The following is a 15,668-nucleotide window of genomic DNA, read 5'->3' on the forward strand; positions in this document are numbered from 1 at the left end:
CAAGTCGCGCTCGATCCCCGCAAGCCGCATCTCGGCATAGCGCCCACGCCAGCGGGCCACTTGAATCCGCCCGACGCCCAAATGTTCCGCAATCTGCAGGTTCTGCATGCCCTCGGCGGCCAACAACACAATGCGGGCGCGCTGCGACAACCTGACGCTCGTGAGCCGCGAACTCGTCAGTTTCATCAACTCCGCTCGCTCGTCCTCGGTCAAAACAATCTCGGGCGCAACCCGCATTCGATCCTCCGCTCCGCATGCATGAAGCATGATAGCGGAAGTCGTCAATTAAGTATCCTCAAGAGCACAGCACTACACTAGCATTTGGTGGCACGGCTGCAAGTGGCCATCCCGACGCATCAATGACAGGAGAAATGGCATGGAAATCGACATCGGCATCAACAAGAAGGATCGCGCCAAGATCGCGGAAGGCCTGTCGCGACTGCTGGCAGACAGCTACACGCTGTACCTGACCACACACAATTTCCACTGGAACGTCACCGGCCCGATGTTCAACACGCTGCACACGATGTTCGAGACCCAGTACAACGAACTCGCACTGGCGGTGGATGAGATCGCCGAGCGCATTCGCGCGCTGGGCTTTCCGGCACCGGGCACCTACAAGGAGTTCCAGAAGCTCACCAGCATGAGCGAGCCGGACGGCGTGCCGGCGGCGCAGGACATGATCCGCCTGCTGGTGCAGGGCCAGGAGGCGGTGATCAAGACCGCGCGCAGCATCGCGCCGATCGCCGACAAGGCGAGCGACGAGCCCACGCTGGACCTGCTGACCCAGCGCATGCAGGTGCATGAGAAGACCGCCTGGATGCTGCGCAGCCTGCTCGAAGGCTGAGCGCATCGCCAGCGCCTGAATGACAAAGGGCCGCATCCGCGGCCCTTTGTCCGTGCGAGCCAGGCGCGACGTGGGTCCGCTCAGGCCGTCTTGCGCGTCGTGCTCCGCTTCTTCGCGGCCGGCTTGGCCTCACCGCCCTCATCGGCTGCCGCGTCGGCCGCCTTCGCCGCACCCGCCTTGGGCGCCTTGGCCTCGAACTCGAAGCCGACCTTGCCGTCCTTGCCACGCACCAGGAAGGCGGAGAACTTGCGCCGCGTGCGCGCCGACACGAAGCCCTTCAGCAACTCGGTCTTGCCCTCGGCCAGCAGCTTCGCCATCTGCTCGCGCTCGATCGGCTGCTGCAGGATGATCTTGCCGGAGCGGAAATCGCAGCTCTTGGCCGGGCCGACCGATTTCTCGCACACGTAGGCCATGCCGTGCTCGAACACGCGGCTGGCGCACTTCGGGCAGGGGCCGATGCTCTCCTGCGCGGAGAAGTCCACCGCCTCGGCCACTTCGCCCTCCTTGGGCTGGCCGAAGTCGAAGGTCGGCTGCTTGTCCTCGTTCAGCACGATGTCGGCGTTGAACAGGCGCCCCATCTTGTTGCGGAAGCCGAGCAGCGGGCCGACCTTGCCCGTGCGCAGCAGGGTCTCGATCTCGTCGTATTCGAACTGGCGGCCGGCGACGATCTTCCAGGTGCTCCAGTCGCAGGCCTGGCAGGCGAACTTCTTGTAGTTCTCCTTCACCACCCCGCCGCACTTCGGGCACGGCGTCTGCAGCGTGACGAACTCGCCCGGCACGGTGTCCGATTCATAGCGCTTGGCGCGCTCGACGACCTCGCGCGTCATCTCGGCGATCTCGTTCATGAAGGCCTCGCGGCTGAGCTTGCCGTGCTCCATCTGCGCGAGCTTGTATTCCCAGCCGCCGGTGAGTTCGGGCGAGGTCAGCGCGGTGACGCCCAGGCCCTTCAGCAGCGTGATCAGCGAGAAGGCCTTGGCGCTCGGGATGAGCTCGCGACCCTCGCGGTGGATGTACTGCTCGCTGATCAGGCCTTCGATGATCTGCGCGCGCGTGGCCGGGGTGCCCAGCCCGCGCTCGGCCATCGCCGCGCGCAGCTCCTCGTCGTCCACCATCTTGCCCGCGCCTTCCATCGCCGACAGCAGCGTGGCTTCGTTGAAGCGCGCCGGCGGCTTGGTCTGCAGGGACTTCACCACGATGTCCTCGGTGGACACCGTCTCGCCCTGCTTCACCGCCACCAGCTGCGGGGCGCTGCCTTCCTTGGTGTCCTTCTCGTCGTTGGCGGCTTCCTTGCCATACACCGTCAGCCAGCCCGGATTGACCAGCACCTTGCCCTCGGTCTTGAAGGCCTCGCCCGCGACGCGCGTGATGCGGGTGGTGATCTGGTACTCGGCGGCGGGGTAGAACACCGCCAGGAAGCGCTTGGTGACCAGGTCGTAGATCTTGTGCTCGGCGTCCGACAGGCTCTTCGGCAGGGCCCCGGTGGGGATGATGGCGAAGTGGTCGGAGATCTTGGCGTTGTTGAAGATGCGCTTGTTCGGCTTCACCCAGCCCTGCTTGGTGATCTCGTTGGCGAAGGGCGCGTACTGGTCGGGCAGCGTGCGCATGACCTCGCTCACGGTGGTGAGGTAGTCCTCGGGCAGGGCGCGCGCGTCGGTACGTGGGTAGGTCAGCACCTTGTGCTTCTCGTACAGCGCCTGCGCCAGTTGCAGGGTCACGCGGGCGGAGAAGCCGAAGCGGCCGTTGGCCTCGCGCTGCAGGCTGGTGAGGTCGAACAGCAGCGGTGACAGCTGGGTCGAGGGCTTGGCCTCCTCGCTGACCACGCCCGGCTTGCCCTCGCACTTGGCGCGGATGGCCTCGGCCTGGGCCTTGTCCCACAGGCGGAAGGCGGTGGCGTGCTCGTCGCCCTCGGGGCGCTTGAACTTCTCGTCGAACCAGCGCCCGGGGTATTCGCCGGCGGCGCAGCCGAAGCGCGCCTCGAGTTCCCAGTAGTCGCGCGACTTGAACTTGCGGATACGGTCCTCGCGCTCCACGACCATCGCCAGCGTCGGCGTCTGCACGCGGCCGACCGTGGTGAGGTGAAAGCCGCCGGTTTTGGAGTTGAACGCGGTCATCGCCCGCGTGCCGTTGATGCCGATCAGCCAGTCGGATTCGGCGCGGCAGATCGCGGCGTTGCGCAGGCCCTCGACCTCCTGCGCGGCGCGCAGGTGGGCGAAGCCGTCGCGGATCGCCTGCGCCGTCATCGACTGCAGCCACAGGCGCTGCATCGGCTTCTTGCTGCCGGCGTGCTGGGCGATGAAGTTGAAGATCAGCTCGCCTTCGCGGCCCGCGTCACAGGCGTTGATGAGGCCGGTGACGTCCTTCCTCTTGATCAGCCGGGTCAGCAGCTTGAGGCGGTCCTCGGTCTTCTCGATCGGCTTGACCGCGAAGTGGGGCGGGATCACCGGCAGGTGGGCGAAGGTCCACTTGCCGCGCTTGACCTCGAATTCCTCGGGCACGGTGAGCTCGAGAAGGTGACCGACGGCCGACGACAGGACGTAGTCGTCGGACTCGAAGTAGTCCTTCTCTTTCGTGAAGCCGCCCAGCGCACGGGCGATGTCCTGCGCGACGGAAGGCTTTTCCGCGATGATCAGTTGCTTGCTCATGCTCGTGTCGAGACGGCTGTGGCGCCCGGGAGGCGCGCGGGTTCGGGGAGCGGCGGATGATAAGGACTGCCCGCTTGCGCGTGCAAGCTGGCCGGGTGGACCGGTCAATGCACGATCGGTTCGTAGGCCCAGTCCTCCTCCTCGGTGAGGAGCTCGTCCACCATCAGGGTGTCGATTGGCTCTTCCTGCTGCCACAGCACCATCAGCACGATGACCTTGAGGCGGTTCAGCGTGATGGTGAAGTCCTGCAGCGCCATGGCGCGTTCGATGATCAGCTCACGGTGGGCTGCACCGAGTACGCCGGCGCTCTCGAGCAGACTCAGGAAGCCGCGGCAGCGCGCATCGAGCTGGGCCTGTTCCTGCTCGCAGAAGATGCGTAGCGAGCCGGCGCTGGGGGCGATGCCCGGCTGGATCTCGCGCGCCACCCGGCGCAGGCCGGCGAGCCACTCGAGCGCCTCCGAGATTTCCTCCGCCTCGAAGCCCACTGCCGACAGCTTGCGTGCGAGCAGATCGGATTCGGGGCAGGCGTCGGCGTGAATGTAGCTTTCGAACAGGTATACGAGGATGTCGAACAAAACGGCCTCTTCGGGGTCGGGCGGTAAACGCGTTTGGGGTGTGCAGACGGACCCTGCCGCGGGGTCCGCGGCCGCGCAGGCGAGGCTGGGGATGCCGTTTCAGATGCGCTGGAGGCGACCGCCGGGCAGGCGGGCGAGGTGACCGTCCAGCTCCAACGGCAGCAGGATGGCGTACAGGGCATCGACCGTCAAGCCGCAGCGCTGGGCCAGCGTGTCGATGTCCACCGGGTCGTGGCCGATGATGCCGAGCACGCGCGCAGCTTCGTCGCCCAGCGCCAGTGCGGCCTGAGTAGGAGGGGGCGCAGGGGTATCCGCAGCGGCGCGCAGGCCGCCCGCCCTGCGCGGGCGCCCGCCGCGCGCCGGCGCGGGCGGCGCCTGCCAGCCCAGCCGGCCACGCAGCTCCTCGATGACGTCCTCGGCTGTCTCGACCAGCTTGGCGCCCTCGCGGATCAGGCGGTGGCAGCCGCGCGACAGCGGCGAATGAATGGAGCCCGGGATGGCGAAGACTTCGCGCCCGCTTTCGGTGGCTAGCCGGGCGCTGATCAGCGAGCCGCTGTTGAGGGCGGCCTCGACCACCAGCACGCCCTGGGCGAGGCCGGCGATGAGACGGTTGCGGCGTGGGAAGTTGTGTTGCAGCGGTGGCATGCCGAGCGGGAACTCGCTGACGATCGCGCCGCAACGGGCGATCTCGCGCGCAAGCGCGGCGTTGCGCGCCGGGTAAATGCGGTCGATGCCGGTGCCGATGACGGCGAGGGTGCTGCCGCCCGCCTCGCCAGCGGCGAGGGCGCCACGATGCGCGGCGGCGTCGATGCCGAGGGCGAGGCCGCTGACGATGGTCAGCCCCTGAGCGGCAAGGCTGCGGGCGAAGGCTTCGGCATTGGCCTCGCCCTGTGCGGTGGCCGAGCGCGCGCCGACCAGGGCGATCGCGGGCTGCTGGAGCAGGGCGGGGTTGCCCTTCACGTACAGCAGCACCGGCGGGTCGGCGATGTCGAGCAGGCTGCGCGGGTAGGCTTCGTCGGCCAGGGTGAGCAGGTGGCTGTCGGGTTCGGCTGCCCACGCCAGCGCGCGCTCGATCCAGTCCGGCGCGGGCGCCGCCAGCAGGGCATCGGCGGCTTCGCTGCCGACCACAGCGGCGAGCGCGCTGCGGCTGGCGGCAAAGATGTGGCGCGGCAGGCCGAAGGCGGCCAGCAGATTGCGCTGGCGCTCCGGCCCCAGGCCGGGGATCGAACTCAGCCGCAGCCAGTCGGCGCGATCATCAGTGTCGGCGGACGAGGTTCGCGCTGCGGACGGCGAGTCGGGGGCGATCACGGCCGCGTGCGAGGCTGGTGCGCGTTGGTGCTCAGGGCTGGCGCACGGCGTCGGCAATCGTCACCTGGCCATCGGATTCCATCACCAGCGCGTAGGACACGCGCTCGAAGACGCGGAACACGAACACCACGCCGTAACGCTTTTCGGGCAACTGGAAACGCTCCTTGCCGCCTTCGCCGGCGTATTCGGCGACACCGCGATTGCGGAACAGCGACAGCACATGGCCGCGCTCGATGCCGTCACGCTCGCCGACATTGAGCGCCACCACGTTCAGGCGACCGGTTTCGCTGACGCCGCGGTGGATGGCAACGATGCGGCCATCGACCTGCTGCTCGGGCGCGTGGGGGACAAAGGCAAAGACGCTCGGCCGCTCGCTCGGCATCATCAGGTCGCCGACACCGATCTCCTCGACCGCGGACACGATCTCGAGCGTGGTCGGCTCGCCGCGCTCGGTGACGCGGGCGGCGCCGAGGTAGGCCGCCTCCCAGGCGATGGTCTCGCCGGTCACCGGATCCTCGAGCGGGCGTGCGGGACGGTAGACATGCCAGACCTCGGCCTCGGCGCCGACATCCTTGGCGAAGATGGTGTCGCCCGAGCCGGTCAGCACGCGGCTGGTCTCGGTGGCGATGATGGTGGCCGAACCCTCGAGGCGCGGACCGTCGATGACCAGCGGGCGGTTGAGGAAGGGTTCGATGATCTGCAGCGGAATGCTCGGCAGGGCGGCGTCGAGCTGCTCGGTGTAGATGCGCGGCTGCAGTCGCCCATCCTGCGTGCCGCTGCCGATCGGGCGTCCGATCGACAGCCACGGGCCGCTGCGATCGAGCAGGATGACCTGGCCGGGGTAGATCAGGTGAGGATTGCGGATCTGGTCGCGATTGAGGCGCCACACTTCGGGCCAGCGCCAGGGCTGCTGCAGGAAGCGCCCGGAGATGTCCCACAAGGTGTCGCCCCGCACCACGGTGTAGCTGTCGGGGGCGTTGTCCGCCAGGCGCACGCCGGACTGGGCCTGGCTCGCGCCGCTGAACAGGGCTGCAAAGGCGACGAGCAGAGGGAATATAATTCGGGTCATTGATCGCTTCCGGTAGATGCGGGGCGCGCCGAAACCGCCCCGGAACGCTGCTGGCCCGCCCGGGTCTCACCAGGCGACCTCAGGGCCGTGCGGCGCGGAACCGGCCGCGAAGCGCTTCGAGTCCCCGGCGCAGCACATGTGCATGCATGTGAAATCGCTTGAAATTCTGCACTTAAAGGTTTAACGCGGCAAGGCATTCATGGCTCTCCTACCCATCCTCCGATACCCCGATCCCCGCCTGCACACGGTTGCCAAGCCGGTCGCCGAAGTGGACGATGAAATCCGCCAGCTCGTCGCCGACATGGCCGAAACCATGTACGAAGCCCCGGGCATCGGCCTCGCCGCGACCCAGGTCAATGTGCATCGCCGGGTGGTGGTGATCGACATCTCCGAAGACAAGTCCGGCCTGATGGCCCTGATCAATCCCGAGATCCTCGAGCGCTCGGGCGAGCAGGTGTGCGAGGAAGGCTGCCTCTCCGTCCCCGGAATCTACGAGAAGGTGGCGCGCGCCGAGCGTGTGAAAGTTCGCGCCCTGAACGAAAAAGGCGAAACCTACGAGGTCGAGGCCGACGGCCTGCTGGCGGTCTGCATCCAGCATGAGATCGATCACCTCGACGGCAAGGTCTTCGTCGAGTACCTGTCGCAGCTCAAGCTCGGCCGCATCAAGAGCAAGCTGGCCAAGAAGGCCCGCATCACCGCGTGATGACGGCCACCCGAGCCCCTGCCCTGCGCGTCGCCTTCGCCGGCACGCCCGAGTTCGCCGCCTGCGCGCTCGAGGCCATCCTCGCCGCCGGCTACGCGGTGCCCCTGGTCCTGACCCAGCCTGACCGCCCGGCCGGGCGCGGCATGAAGCTCACGCCGAGCGCGGTCAAGCAGCTTGCCCTCACGCGTGGCATCGCAGTGGACCAGCCCGACAAGCTGCGCACCGACGAACAGCGCGCGCGCCTTGCCGAATGCGCGCCGGACGTGCTGGTGGTCGCCGCCTACGGCCTCATCCTGCCCAAGGCGGTGCTGGCGTTGCCGCGCCTGGGTTGCCTCAACATCCACGCCTCGCTGTTGCCGCGCTGGCGCGGCGCGGCGCCGATCCACCGCGCGATCGAGGCCGGTGATGCCGAGACCGGCATCACCATCATGCAGATGGACGAAGGCCTGGACACCGGCGCGATGCTGCTCAAGCGCGCAACGCCGATCCTGCCCGGCGACACCACCGCCACGCTGCACGACCGCCTGGCGGCGCTCGGCGGCGAATGCATCGTCGACGCCCTTGCCGCCCTGCAGCGCGGCGAGCTGGTCGCCACCCCGCAGCCGGCAGAGGGGGTCACCTACGCCGCCAAGATCGGCCGCGCCGAGGCCAGCATCGACTGGACGCGGCCGGCGGCCGCCATCGAGCGCGCGATGCGCGCCTTCGATCCCTTCCCGGGTATGGCCTCCAGCCTGCGCGACACGGTGCTGAAGTGCTGGTCGGCCGAGGTCGTGCCCGGCCAGGGCGAGCCCGGCACGGTGCTCGCGGCGGGCGATGAGGGCATCACCGTCGCCTGCGGACGCGATGCGCTGCGTTGCACGGTGTTACAGCGCCCGGGCAGCAAGCGCCTGCCGGCGGGGGAATTCCTGCGTGGATTCCCGGTCTCTGTGGGCGAACGCTTCACCGCTGCGGCCTGAGTCCTGCAGCCCGCCCGGGGGTTGCAGCGTCGTGCTTGATTTTGCTCGGTCGGGCCCCAAACTAGGCTGCTGAATCAACCTTTTGCAGGAAGGAAACCGCAATGCTCGGTAACTGGATCAAGACCTCCATCCTGATGGCAGGCATCGTCGCCCTGTTCGGCGCGATGGGCGCGGCCATCGGCGGCCAGCAAGGCATGCTGATTGCGCTGGTGGTCGGTGGCGCGATGAATTTCTGGGCCTACTGGTTCTCGGACAAGGCGGTGCTCAAGATGTACAAGGCCCGCCAGGTCGACGCCGCCTCCTCGCCCTACCTGTACAACATGGTGCGCGAACTCGCCCAGCGCGCCGAGCTGCCGATGCCCAAGGTGTACATCATCGACGAGGCCCAGCCCAACGCCTTTGCCACCGGGCGCAACCCGGAAAACGCCGCGGTCGCCGCCACCACCGGCATCATGCGCATGCTGTCCGAGCGCGAGCTGCGCGGCGTCATGGCGCACGAGCTGGCGCACGTCAAGAACCGCGACATCCTGATCTCGACGATCTCGGCGACGGTGGCCGGTGCGATCTCGATGCTGGCCAACTTCGGCATGTTCTTCGGCGGCCGCGACGGCGAGAACCGCCCCAACCCGATCGTGTCGATCGCGATGATGATCCTCGCGCCGATGGCCGGCATGATCATCCAGATGGCGATCAGCCGCACGCGCGAGTTCGGCGCCGATCGCGGCGGCGCGGAGATCTCCGGCGACCCCGAGGCGCTCGCCAGCGCGCTCGGCAAGATCGATGCCTACGCCCGTGGCATCCCGATGCACACCGCCGAGCAGCACCCGGAGACGGCGCAGATGATGATCATGAATCCGCTCTCCGGCGGCGGCCTGCGCGGCCTGTTCTCGACCCACCCCGCCACCCAGGAACGCATCGCCCGCCTGCGCGCGATGCGCTGAGGGGCCTCAGGCCCCTTGCAGGGCGGTGCGCACCAGCGCGAGCAGTTCGCCGGGGCGCACCGCCTCGCCGAAGGCGCCGGCGCGCAGCAGCGTGTCCCGTCGTGCCGTGCGTCGCGTCTCGTCGAATTCGCCGTGGTAGAAGATCACCGGTAGCCGAGGCGGCCGAGTCGCCAGCGCGCGCAGCAGCTTCAGGCCTGCGCTCGGCATGCCTTCCAGCGCCTCCGGCCGGCTCCAGTCCGAGATCACCAGGTCGAAACCCTCCTCGTCCGCATCGAGGCGGGCCAGCGCCTCCTCTGAGCTGTGCACGGTGACGATCTCGATCTGCAGTTTGGCCAGTGCGGCAATTTCGTGGCGGTTGCCCTCGGGCTTGTCATCCACCCACAGCACGCGTTTCTGATCGGGCATGTCGATCAGGGCCAGGGCCGTGCCCTCGGCTTCGCTGCTCTCGATGTCGTCGACGCCACGCATGCGAGCCGCCACCGAGAGTTCGTTGGCGAAGCCGGCCATCATGCGCCGCACCAGCGGGTCGGGGCTCTTGTCGGCCGTGCGGGTGTCCTCCTTGGCGCGTGCCCCCAGCCTGGCGCCAAGCACCTTGAAGCCCGCCTCGGGGGCCGGCGCCGTCGCAGTGGCGGTGCCGACATCGCTCGAGCGCGTCGCCTTTGGCGCCCCACTCGGCGGCGGCGCGCTCGCCCAGCGCTGCTGGATGCGCTCCACCGTGCGCCGGATCCCCTTGGCGACATCGGTCCAGGCCTCGTCGCGGTTGGGCCAGGAGGTGACCGGGCGCAGGTCGGTGGGCAGACCTTGCAGATGGGCGAAGGGGGCGCCCTCGATGTCCACCGCGCGTAACAGCACCGGCACCACGCTGGCGTCGCCGCGTTCGGCGCGCGCGACCGCGGTCGCGAGTTCCTTGCCCCAGATGTAGTCGGAGTTGAGGAAGTCCATGCTCACCAGCAGCAGGATCAGGTCGGCCCGGGTGAGCTGGGCGTCGATCGCCTCGTCCCATTTCTGTCCCGCAACGATGCCGCGATCGTGCCACGGGCGGATCACGCCCTTGCGACGAAGCAGCGCAAGGTGGCCGTCCAGTTCGTCACGCAGCTTCTCGTCTTCGTGGGCGTAGCTGTAGAACAGATCCACCGGTTCCATGGCGCGCATTCCCTTGGCTTGTGATCCGATCTTAAACATAGATCAGGCCGGCGCCCGCGTCTGCGTGGGCCTGCCCGCCCTGGCCGCCTGTGGATCAGTCTGTCGCCGACCGGCGCTGCAGCACGGTGAAGGTGGTGCCGCGCCCCGATTTGCCGCGGTCGTCGCTGACGATCATCACGCGGCCATCGCCGAGCGCGGTCAGGCCCTCGAAGTTGTCGGCCTCGTCGGGACGGTCGAGCACGGCCAGCTCGCGCACCGCACACACCGCTTGCACGGCGCAGGCGGCCAGATCCACCGCGCGCAGCACCACCACCATGGTCTTGCCCTTGCCTTTGCCCGCTTCGGCGCGTTCAAGCACCAGCAGGCGGCCGTCGTCCATCACGTCCATGCCCTTGAGGCGGGCGTTGCGCGCCGCATAGCTGGGGAAGGACCAGCTGCGTCCGGCCGCGACCACGCGGTGGTGGCCGGCGGCCTCGCCCTCCAGCGGTGCTTCGGCGGCGACCAGCAGGCCGTGCTCGGGATGCAGGGTGACCGCCTCGAGCATCGCGTTGCTGCGGCGGAAGCGCTCGCGGTCGTCGAGTCCGCCGGGCAGCGCCAGGGTCTCCAGCGCTTCGCCGGCCAGCGTGTAGCGGATCACCCGCGGCTCTCCTTCGGTGGCCACCAGCAGCTCGCTATTGCCGCGGATGCCGTCGGCGGCGTGGGTGAGCGCGAGGCCTTCGGCATCCACGCCGTTGCTGCCCGGGGGTGGGGCGAGGCGGCCGGCAGCGAGCGGTTCGACCTCGAGCGGGCCGTTTGCGCCCAGTGTGACGGCGAAGCGGAACAGTACGCCGCGGTCGGAAATCGCATACAGGCGTTGCGCGTCGGCGTCCCAGGCCAGGCCGGAGAGCTCGGTAATGCGTTCGCCATCGATGGTGGCGCCCACTACGCGCAGGCTGGCGGCGACCACCAGCGGCTCGGCATCCGGCGCTGGCGTGGGCGCGGCGCTCTCAGCGGGTTCCTGGGCGAGCGCGGCAAGGCTGAGGAGCGCGAGCGCCAGAATGGGGAGGGCGGTGAGCTTGGCTTTCATTGCTGGAGTCCTGTGTGGATTGCCCCGCTGCCGGCGCGCCTACCGGGTGGCGGGCGCGGGCGCGGAGCGGCGGAAGGATGCGGACGAGCGCGCGTTCAGTGCGCGGCGGCGTGCAGCAGGGGGGCGAACGGGGGACGGGGCGGCATGTCCGGCGCGCGGTGGCGTGCGGGCTCGACCTCGAGCTTGCGCAGCGCGGGCAGGAACTTGTTGTGACGCTCGACCGCCTCCAGCGCCGCCATGCCGACGCAGTACTTCGAGCAGCGCGCGGTCGGATGCTGGTGCAGCCCGCGCAGGATGCGGTCGGCGATGCCGTTGCCGTTGGCCGACTTGGTCTCGACGACGAACACGTCGGGCGGCGTCATGCAGCTGCGCTGGCCGCGGCGGAACAGCAGCCGCGAGTCGATCGTCATGCGCTCGCCGCCTTCGCGGGCGACCAGGGTCACGCGCTCGTAGCGCATCTCGATCACCGGCGCCAGGGCGTAGCGGAAGGGCTCGCCGTACAGGTTGCGATGGCAGCGGTCGACATGGGCGCAGGCGGCTTCGTCGAGCGTGCCGTACTTGTCCACCGTGTAGTCGAGGCGCTTCTTGATCGTGATGCCGCGCTTGTCCTTGAGCTTGACCTCGACGAAGCACAGCTGCGCGTCGTTGTAGCGGCGCACCCGCACCTTGCAGCGCCGGCGGCGGCCCTGATGGTGGTCGTAGTAGCTGTGCAGCGCGTCGTCGTCGAAGTAGCAGGTGTCGTAGCTGAAGGCGCGCCTGCCGTCGATCTCGAGCACGTCGAAGTGCTGCGCCAGTTCGGCCAGCGCCGCGCGCAGCACCGCCTCGCGGATCACGTACTTGTTGTCCAGGCGTTCGAGCATGGCGGCCTTGGCGTTGAGCGCCGCGAGCGAGATCGGGGTGAAGCCGGCGAACAGCCGGGCGCTGCGGTCGATGGTGTGGCTCATGATGCGCTCCGTGGGCAAAGGCGGTTCAGGGTTTGCGGTAGAAGACGTTGATGCGCGCCATGTCGTTGATGTAGTCGAGCGCGGTGATCTGGTAGGACATCACCTCCACGCCGAGCCGCGAGGACAGGTCGGCCTTCATGACGTCGGGGTTGGAGAGGGCGTGGGCGTCGATCTTGTCGAGGGTGATCTTGACGCCGTCGGCCGAGCGCAGGATGCGCGGGTGGTCGATGATCCAGGCGGCGAGCAGGATCAGCGCGGCCACGGTGGCGACCAATTCCAGCGTCGTGCCCTGCACCGAACAGATCACCGCGATCGCCACGCTGCCGAAGAAGTAGGTGATCTCGGTCTTGCCGATCTGCTCCGAGCGCAACGAGAAAAGCGCCAGAATGGCGAACAGGCCGAAGCCGGCGGCGAGGCTGAAGTCCACCGAGGACAGGATGGTCAGCACCGCGAAGGCGAAGATGTTGAACAGCGCGGCGGCGGTGACCAGCTCCTTGTCGCGGTAGCGGCGGTAGTACATGCCGAACACCAGGGCCGCCATGGCGAGGACGTCGATGGTGAAGCGGGCGATTAGCTCGAGGATGGCGGGATGGGGGAAGTCGAGGTTCATTTGTTTTCTCCGGCGCTGGGGTTGTAGCGATCTGCATCCGGGCCGCGTGCTGCCTGCCCTTGCACCGACAACGCGCCGCCGCGCCGCTTATTCCGGCCGGACGAGGCCTTTTACATTTCGCTTACACATTCGACGACGGGCCGGAGCGCGCCGCAGGGCGGCCGAAAAGACGGCGGGGAGACGTCCTGCGACGCCTCCCCGCTCGAAGGATCCCCTGGGTCGGGCCAGCCGGGCCCGAGCAACTCATTGCGCTCGTGCGTGACGCAGGATCTCGGCATAGACCTCGGCGCTGTGGCGGCCGCTGACGGGCAGCCTGTGCGCCGCCTGGAAGCGCATCAGCGCGCGCGTGCTCTGCTCGCCCCACACGCCGTCGGCCGTGCCCGGCGCATGGCCGGCGCGCGCCAGCGCCTGCTGCACCGCGCGGTGGCGCTCGCCCGCGCTCATGCGGGCGTAGGCCTGGACGTTCGCCTCGTAGCTGCCGGGGCGGGCCCAGGCATGCTCGATGCAAGGCCGGTAATCGACGTTGAAGGCGTGGGCGACGTGCACCAGCACGGCGGCCTCGGCGATGCGGCGCTGGGCGAACTGCGGGCCGTCGCTGCTGCTGGTACCGAGTTCGACGCCGACGCTGTTGCGCCCATCCTCGATGCGCAGGTCGAGCCCGGCGTTGCTCGCATTGACCGCGACGCTGATCGCGCTCGCATGCAGCACGTGGCCGTCGCGCGAGGACAGGAAGTCGCCGGCGATGACGTCGGCGCGGCGTTGGAAGCCGAACGCCAGGTCGAGCAGCCCGCTGCCGGTGCGCCGCCGCCCGCGGGCATCGACCCCGCCCTTGCCGACGTCGGCGTCGTCCTGGGTCCACGCCCCTTCGAGCACGATGTGGTTGCCGCGCGGCTTGGCGCGTTCCGCGCTGGCCGAGCGCACCTTGGCCGTGCCCAGGCGGTTGATCGCGGTATGCAGCCACCACGCGCCGCCGCTGCTCAGGCGGCGCTCCTCGAAGCTGCGCGGCACGGTGGTGTCGGGCACGTCCTCGACGAACACGGTGAGCGTGGGGCGGGCGCTGCGCTCGATCAGCCCGCCGAGGCAGGACAGCGCGAGCGAATGCTCGGTCATCACCGGGCTGACCGGGCTGCGGTAGCCGCTGGCTTGTTCGTTGACGAGGGTGGCGCAGCCGCCCAGCCCGACGAGGGCGGCGGCGGAGAGGGCGAGGGCCGGGATCGGGGTTTTCATGTCGGAACTCCTGATGGATGCGAGCCAGGGCACTGCCCTGCTTGTTCCGACAACGCGCAGCCGGCCGCCTTATTCCGCGCCGGCCGAAAAAAATCAGTCCGCGCGCCAGCCGCGCTCGATCAGCGTGCGTTCGCGCGCGGCCTCGAAGGGCTCGCCGTCCACGTGCTCGCCGAGGAAGGCATCGACCGCCTCGTGCAGGCGGTCGCTGGCGGTGCCATAGCCGCCCTGGGCCGCGGCAAGGGCGGGCTCATGGGCGACGAAGGCGAGCCGCCAGCCGGTCTCGGCCGCGCCGTCACGACAGGCGATGCCGATCTCGTGGCCGCTGGCCGGGCCGCTCAGCGCGTATTCGCGGCAGACGCGGCCGTCGCGGCCAGCGAAGCTCGCCATGATCTCCACCCGGGCATCGCCCAGGTCGACCACGACGCCGCTCGGCGCCGCCTGCAGGGCCACGGCCAGCGCAGGATTGCGGATCGGCTCGCCCTGGCGCACCAGCGGCGCGCCGGCTTCGGGCGGAGGCAGCAGGTAGTGGCCGATCAGCGCACCGATCGCCAGGGTGAGGATGGAGGCGAAGGCGGCGGCGCCGCCGAAGCCCTGGCCGAACCAGGCGCTCAGGCGCGCGCCGAGGCCGGGCGCGGTGGGGTGTGCCTTGGGCTGGGGACCGCCCGGTCGTACGGGCGTAGCCGGCGAGGCGTCGTCTGCGGGCTCGGGCGTGGCCTGGCGCGTATCGCCCGTGGTCGCGGCCTGCGCGGCGGTGTTTGCGGCGGAAGCCGCAGACTGCGGCAGCGGCGCATTCATGATCGCGGCGATCAGCTGCGGTGGCACCGCCTCCTCGAGCTTGGCGTCGAAGGCCTTGCGCGCCAGCTCGCCGCTCTCGGCCAGCGCCTGCAGGCGGGCGCGCAGCGCCGGGCTTGCCGCCAGCGCGTCCTCGACCGCCTCGTACTCGGCGTCGCTGCCGAGCTGGGCGTCGAGGTAGGCGACCAGGGTGTCGTCGTCGATCCTCATGTCAGCTTCCCTCGCCGCCGATGGCGTCCGCCAGCCGGGCGCGGGCGCGCGCCAGCCGGCTCATCACCGTGCCCATCGGCACGCCGAGCGCCGCGGCGGTCTCCTTGTAAGACAGTCCATCGACCGTGATCATCATCAACACCACTCGCTGCTCCTCCGGCAATTCGGCGATCACCCGCCGCACCACGCGCGCATCGCTGCGCGCCTCGACCACCCGGCGGCCGTCCTCGCCGGCGATCGCCTCGAGCGCCTCGCTGTCGGCCTCCGTCTGCTGGCGCTGGCGGCTGCGGTACTCGTCCAGCCAGGTCGTCTGCAGGATGCGGAACAGCCAGCTCGCCAGGCTGGTGCCGGGCTGCCACTGGTGCCAGCGCTCGATCGCCTTCAGGCAGCCGGCCTGGACAAGATCGTCGGCGACATGGGCGTCGCCCGTGAGGCCGAAGGCGAAGCGGCGCAGGCGCGGCAGCAGACTGACGATTTCGGCGCGGGGGTCCGGGGCCGACATGGGCTTTCCTTGTGTGGATAACGGCGGGCGGCGGCTTTTATTCCCGCCCGGTGGCGGAATATTCTCGCGCTCGCAACGTTGTCGTTAAGCGCAGGGCCCGTCGTTGACGAACGCTGCGCGCGGCAGGGGCGCG

16 protein-coding genes are annotated in these 15,668 nt (G+C 69.2%); 4 read left to right on the forward strand and 12 right to left on the reverse strand.

Going from position 1 to position 15,668, the window contains the following annotated elements; genetic code table 11:
• A partial coding sequence (locus ACMV5O_RS02260) for a helix-turn-helix domain-containing protein (RefSeq protein ID WP_416161951.1) occupies positions 1 to 237 on the reverse strand: 237 nt, incomplete at its 3' end.
• A 139-nt stretch (positions 238 to 376) separates the two neighbouring features.
• Here ACMV5O_RS02260 and ACMV5O_RS02265 point away from each other — a divergent pair.
• Positions 377 to 847: a Dps family protein gene (locus ACMV5O_RS02265; RefSeq protein ID WP_416161952.1), complete on the forward strand. Its 471-nt coding sequence runs from the start codon at positions 377 to 379 to the stop codon at positions 845 to 847.
• Positions 848 to 927: 80 nt separating this feature from the next.
• Here the strand turns inward: ACMV5O_RS02265 and ACMV5O_RS02270 are convergent, their stop codons facing one another.
• The 4 genes from ACMV5O_RS02270 to ACMV5O_RS02285 all read right to left on the reverse strand — a co-directional run bounded on the left by ACMV5O_RS02270 (position 928) and on the right by ACMV5O_RS02285 (position 6,441).
• Positions 928 to 3,489 carry a DNA topoisomerase III gene (locus tag ACMV5O_RS02270; protein WP_416161953.1) on the reverse strand — a complete coding sequence of 854 codons (2,562 nt, stop codon included), beginning with the start codon at positions 3,487 to 3,489 and terminating at the stop codon, positions 928 to 930.
• Positions 3,490 to 3,593: 104 nt separating this feature from the next.
• Positions 3,594 to 4,064 carry a DUF494 family protein gene (locus tag ACMV5O_RS02275; protein ID WP_416161954.1) on the reverse strand — a complete coding sequence of 157 codons (471 nt, stop codon included), beginning with the start codon at positions 4,062 to 4,064 and terminating at the stop codon, positions 3,594 to 3,596.
• Between the two features lie 99 nt (positions 4,065 to 4,163).
• On the reverse strand, positions 4,164 to 5,372 hold the full coding sequence (gene dprA, locus ACMV5O_RS02280; RefSeq protein WP_416161955.1) for a DNA-processing protein DprA: 1,209 nt from the start codon (positions 5,370 to 5,372) through the stop codon (positions 4,164 to 4,166).
• Between the two features lie 31 nt (positions 5,373 to 5,403).
• Positions 5,404 to 6,441 (reverse strand): LysM peptidoglycan-binding domain-containing protein, encoded by a 1,038-nt coding sequence (locus ACMV5O_RS02285; RefSeq protein ID WP_416161956.1) that lies wholly within the window; start codon positions 6,439 to 6,441, stop codon positions 5,404 to 5,406.
• Positions 6,442 to 6,640: 199 nt separating this feature from the next.
• Here ACMV5O_RS02285 and def point away from each other — a divergent pair, with 199 nt between their 5' ends.
• The 3 genes from def to htpX all read left to right on the forward strand — a co-directional run bounded on the left by def (position 6,641) and on the right by htpX (position 9,041).
• Positions 6,641 to 7,144, forward strand: a complete 504-nt coding sequence (gene def, locus ACMV5O_RS02290; protein WP_416161957.1) for a peptide deformylase — start codon at positions 6,641 to 6,643, stop codon at positions 7,142 to 7,144.
• Complete coding sequence (fmt, locus tag ACMV5O_RS02295) at positions 7,144 to 8,100, forward strand: methionyl-tRNA formyltransferase (protein WP_416161958.1); 957 nt, start codon at positions 7,144 to 7,146, stop codon at positions 8,098 to 8,100. The genes def and fmt overlap by 1 nt, the downstream gene beginning before the upstream one ends.
• A gap of 101 nt (positions 8,101 to 8,201) precedes the next feature.
• Positions 8,202 to 9,041, forward strand: a complete 840-nt coding sequence (htpX, locus tag ACMV5O_RS02300; RefSeq protein ID WP_416161959.1) for a zinc metalloprotease HtpX — start codon at positions 8,202 to 8,204, stop codon at positions 9,039 to 9,041.
• A 6-nt stretch (positions 9,042 to 9,047) separates the two neighbouring features.
• Here the strand turns inward: htpX and ACMV5O_RS02305 are convergent, their stop codons facing one another.
• The 7 genes from ACMV5O_RS02305 to ACMV5O_RS02335 form a co-directional block, all read right to left on the reverse strand.
• Complete coding sequence (locus tag ACMV5O_RS02305; RefSeq protein ID WP_416161960.1) at positions 9,048 to 10,184, reverse strand: TIR domain-containing protein; 1,137 nt, start codon at positions 10,182 to 10,184, stop codon at positions 9,048 to 9,050.
• 94 nt (positions 10,185 to 10,278) lie between these two features.
• The gene (locus tag ACMV5O_RS02310) at positions 10,279 to 11,250 is read right to left on the reverse strand and encodes an esterase-like activity of phytase family protein (RefSeq protein WP_416161961.1); all 972 of its coding nucleotides are present in this window, start codon (positions 11,248 to 11,250) and stop codon (positions 10,279 to 10,281) included.
• Between the two features lie 95 nt (positions 11,251 to 11,345).
• Complete coding sequence (locus ACMV5O_RS02315) at positions 11,346 to 12,194, reverse strand: polyphosphate polymerase domain-containing protein (protein WP_416161962.1); 849 nt, start codon at positions 12,192 to 12,194, stop codon at positions 11,346 to 11,348.
• Between the two features lie 25 nt (positions 12,195 to 12,219).
• Positions 12,220 to 12,804 carry a DUF4956 domain-containing protein gene (locus ACMV5O_RS02320; protein ID WP_416161963.1) on the reverse strand — a complete coding sequence of 195 codons (585 nt, stop codon included), beginning with the start codon at positions 12,802 to 12,804 and terminating at the stop codon, positions 12,220 to 12,222.
• Between the two features lie 243 nt (positions 12,805 to 13,047).
• Positions 13,048 to 14,031, reverse strand: a complete 984-nt coding sequence (locus tag ACMV5O_RS02325) for a peptidoglycan-binding domain-containing protein (protein ID WP_416161964.1) — start codon at positions 14,029 to 14,031, stop codon at positions 13,048 to 13,050.
• A gap of 93 nt (positions 14,032 to 14,124) precedes the next feature.
• Entirely contained in the window at positions 14,125 to 15,033 is a 909-nt protein-coding gene (locus ACMV5O_RS02330; protein ID WP_416161965.1) for an anti-sigma factor family protein, read from the reverse strand.
• A gap of 1 nt (position 15,034) precedes the next feature.
• A complete protein-coding gene (locus tag ACMV5O_RS02335; protein ID WP_416161966.1) occupies positions 15,035 to 15,535 on the reverse strand; it encodes an RNA polymerase sigma factor in 501 nt (166 codons plus the stop codon).
• Positions 15,536 to 15,668 lie beyond the last annotated feature (133 nt).

The organism is Thauera sp. WH-1 (genome assembly GCF_047806685.1).
Taxonomy (GTDB): domain Bacteria; phylum Pseudomonadota; class Gammaproteobacteria; order Burkholderiales; family Rhodocyclaceae; genus Thauera.

Bases quoted from the DNA above. Each gene is read 5' to 3' on its own strand.
- fmt (WP_416161958.1), top strand. From the start codon at position 7,144: ATGACGGCCACCCGAGCCCCTGCCCTGCGCGTCGCCTTCGCCGGCACG.
- ACMV5O_RS02315 (WP_416161962.1), bottom strand. From the start codon at position 12,194: ATGAGCCACACCATCGACCGCAGCGCCCGGCTGTTCGCCGGCTTCACC.
- ACMV5O_RS02320 (WP_416161963.1), bottom strand. From the start codon at position 12,804: ATGAACCTCGACTTCCCCCATCCCGCCATCCTCGAGCTAATCGCCCGC.
- ACMV5O_RS02325 (WP_416161964.1), bottom strand. From the start codon at position 14,031: ATGAAAACCCCGATCCCGGCCCTCGCCCTCTCCGCCGCCGCCCTCGTC.
- ACMV5O_RS02265 (WP_416161952.1), top strand. From the start codon at position 377: ATGGAAATCGACATCGGCATCAACAAGAAGGATCGCGCCAAGATCGCG.
- ACMV5O_RS02305 (WP_416161960.1), bottom strand. From the start codon at position 10,184: ATGGAACCGGTGGATCTGTTCTACAGCTACGCCCACGAAGACGAGAAG.
- def (WP_416161957.1), top strand. From the start codon at position 6,641: ATGGCTCTCCTACCCATCCTCCGATACCCCGATCCCCGCCTGCACACG.
- ACMV5O_RS02270 (WP_416161953.1), bottom strand. From the start codon at position 3,489: ATGAGCAAGCAACTGATCATCGCGGAAAAGCCTTCCGTCGCGCAGGAC.
- ACMV5O_RS02330 (WP_416161965.1), bottom strand. From the start codon at position 15,033: ATGAGGATCGACGACGACACCCTGGTCGCCTACCTCGACGCCCAGCTC.
- ACMV5O_RS02335 (WP_416161966.1), bottom strand. From the start codon at position 15,535: ATGTCGGCCCCGGACCCCCGCGCCGAAATCGTCAGTCTGCTGCCGCGC.
- htpX (WP_416161959.1), top strand. From the start codon at position 8,202: ATGCTCGGTAACTGGATCAAGACCTCCATCCTGATGGCAGGCATCGTC.
- ACMV5O_RS02310 (WP_416161961.1), bottom strand. From the start codon at position 11,250: ATGAAAGCCAAGCTCACCGCCCTCCCCATTCTGGCGCTCGCGCTCCTC.
- ACMV5O_RS02285 (WP_416161956.1), bottom strand. From the start codon at position 6,441: ATGACCCGAATTATATTCCCTCTGCTCGTCGCCTTTGCAGCCCTGTTC.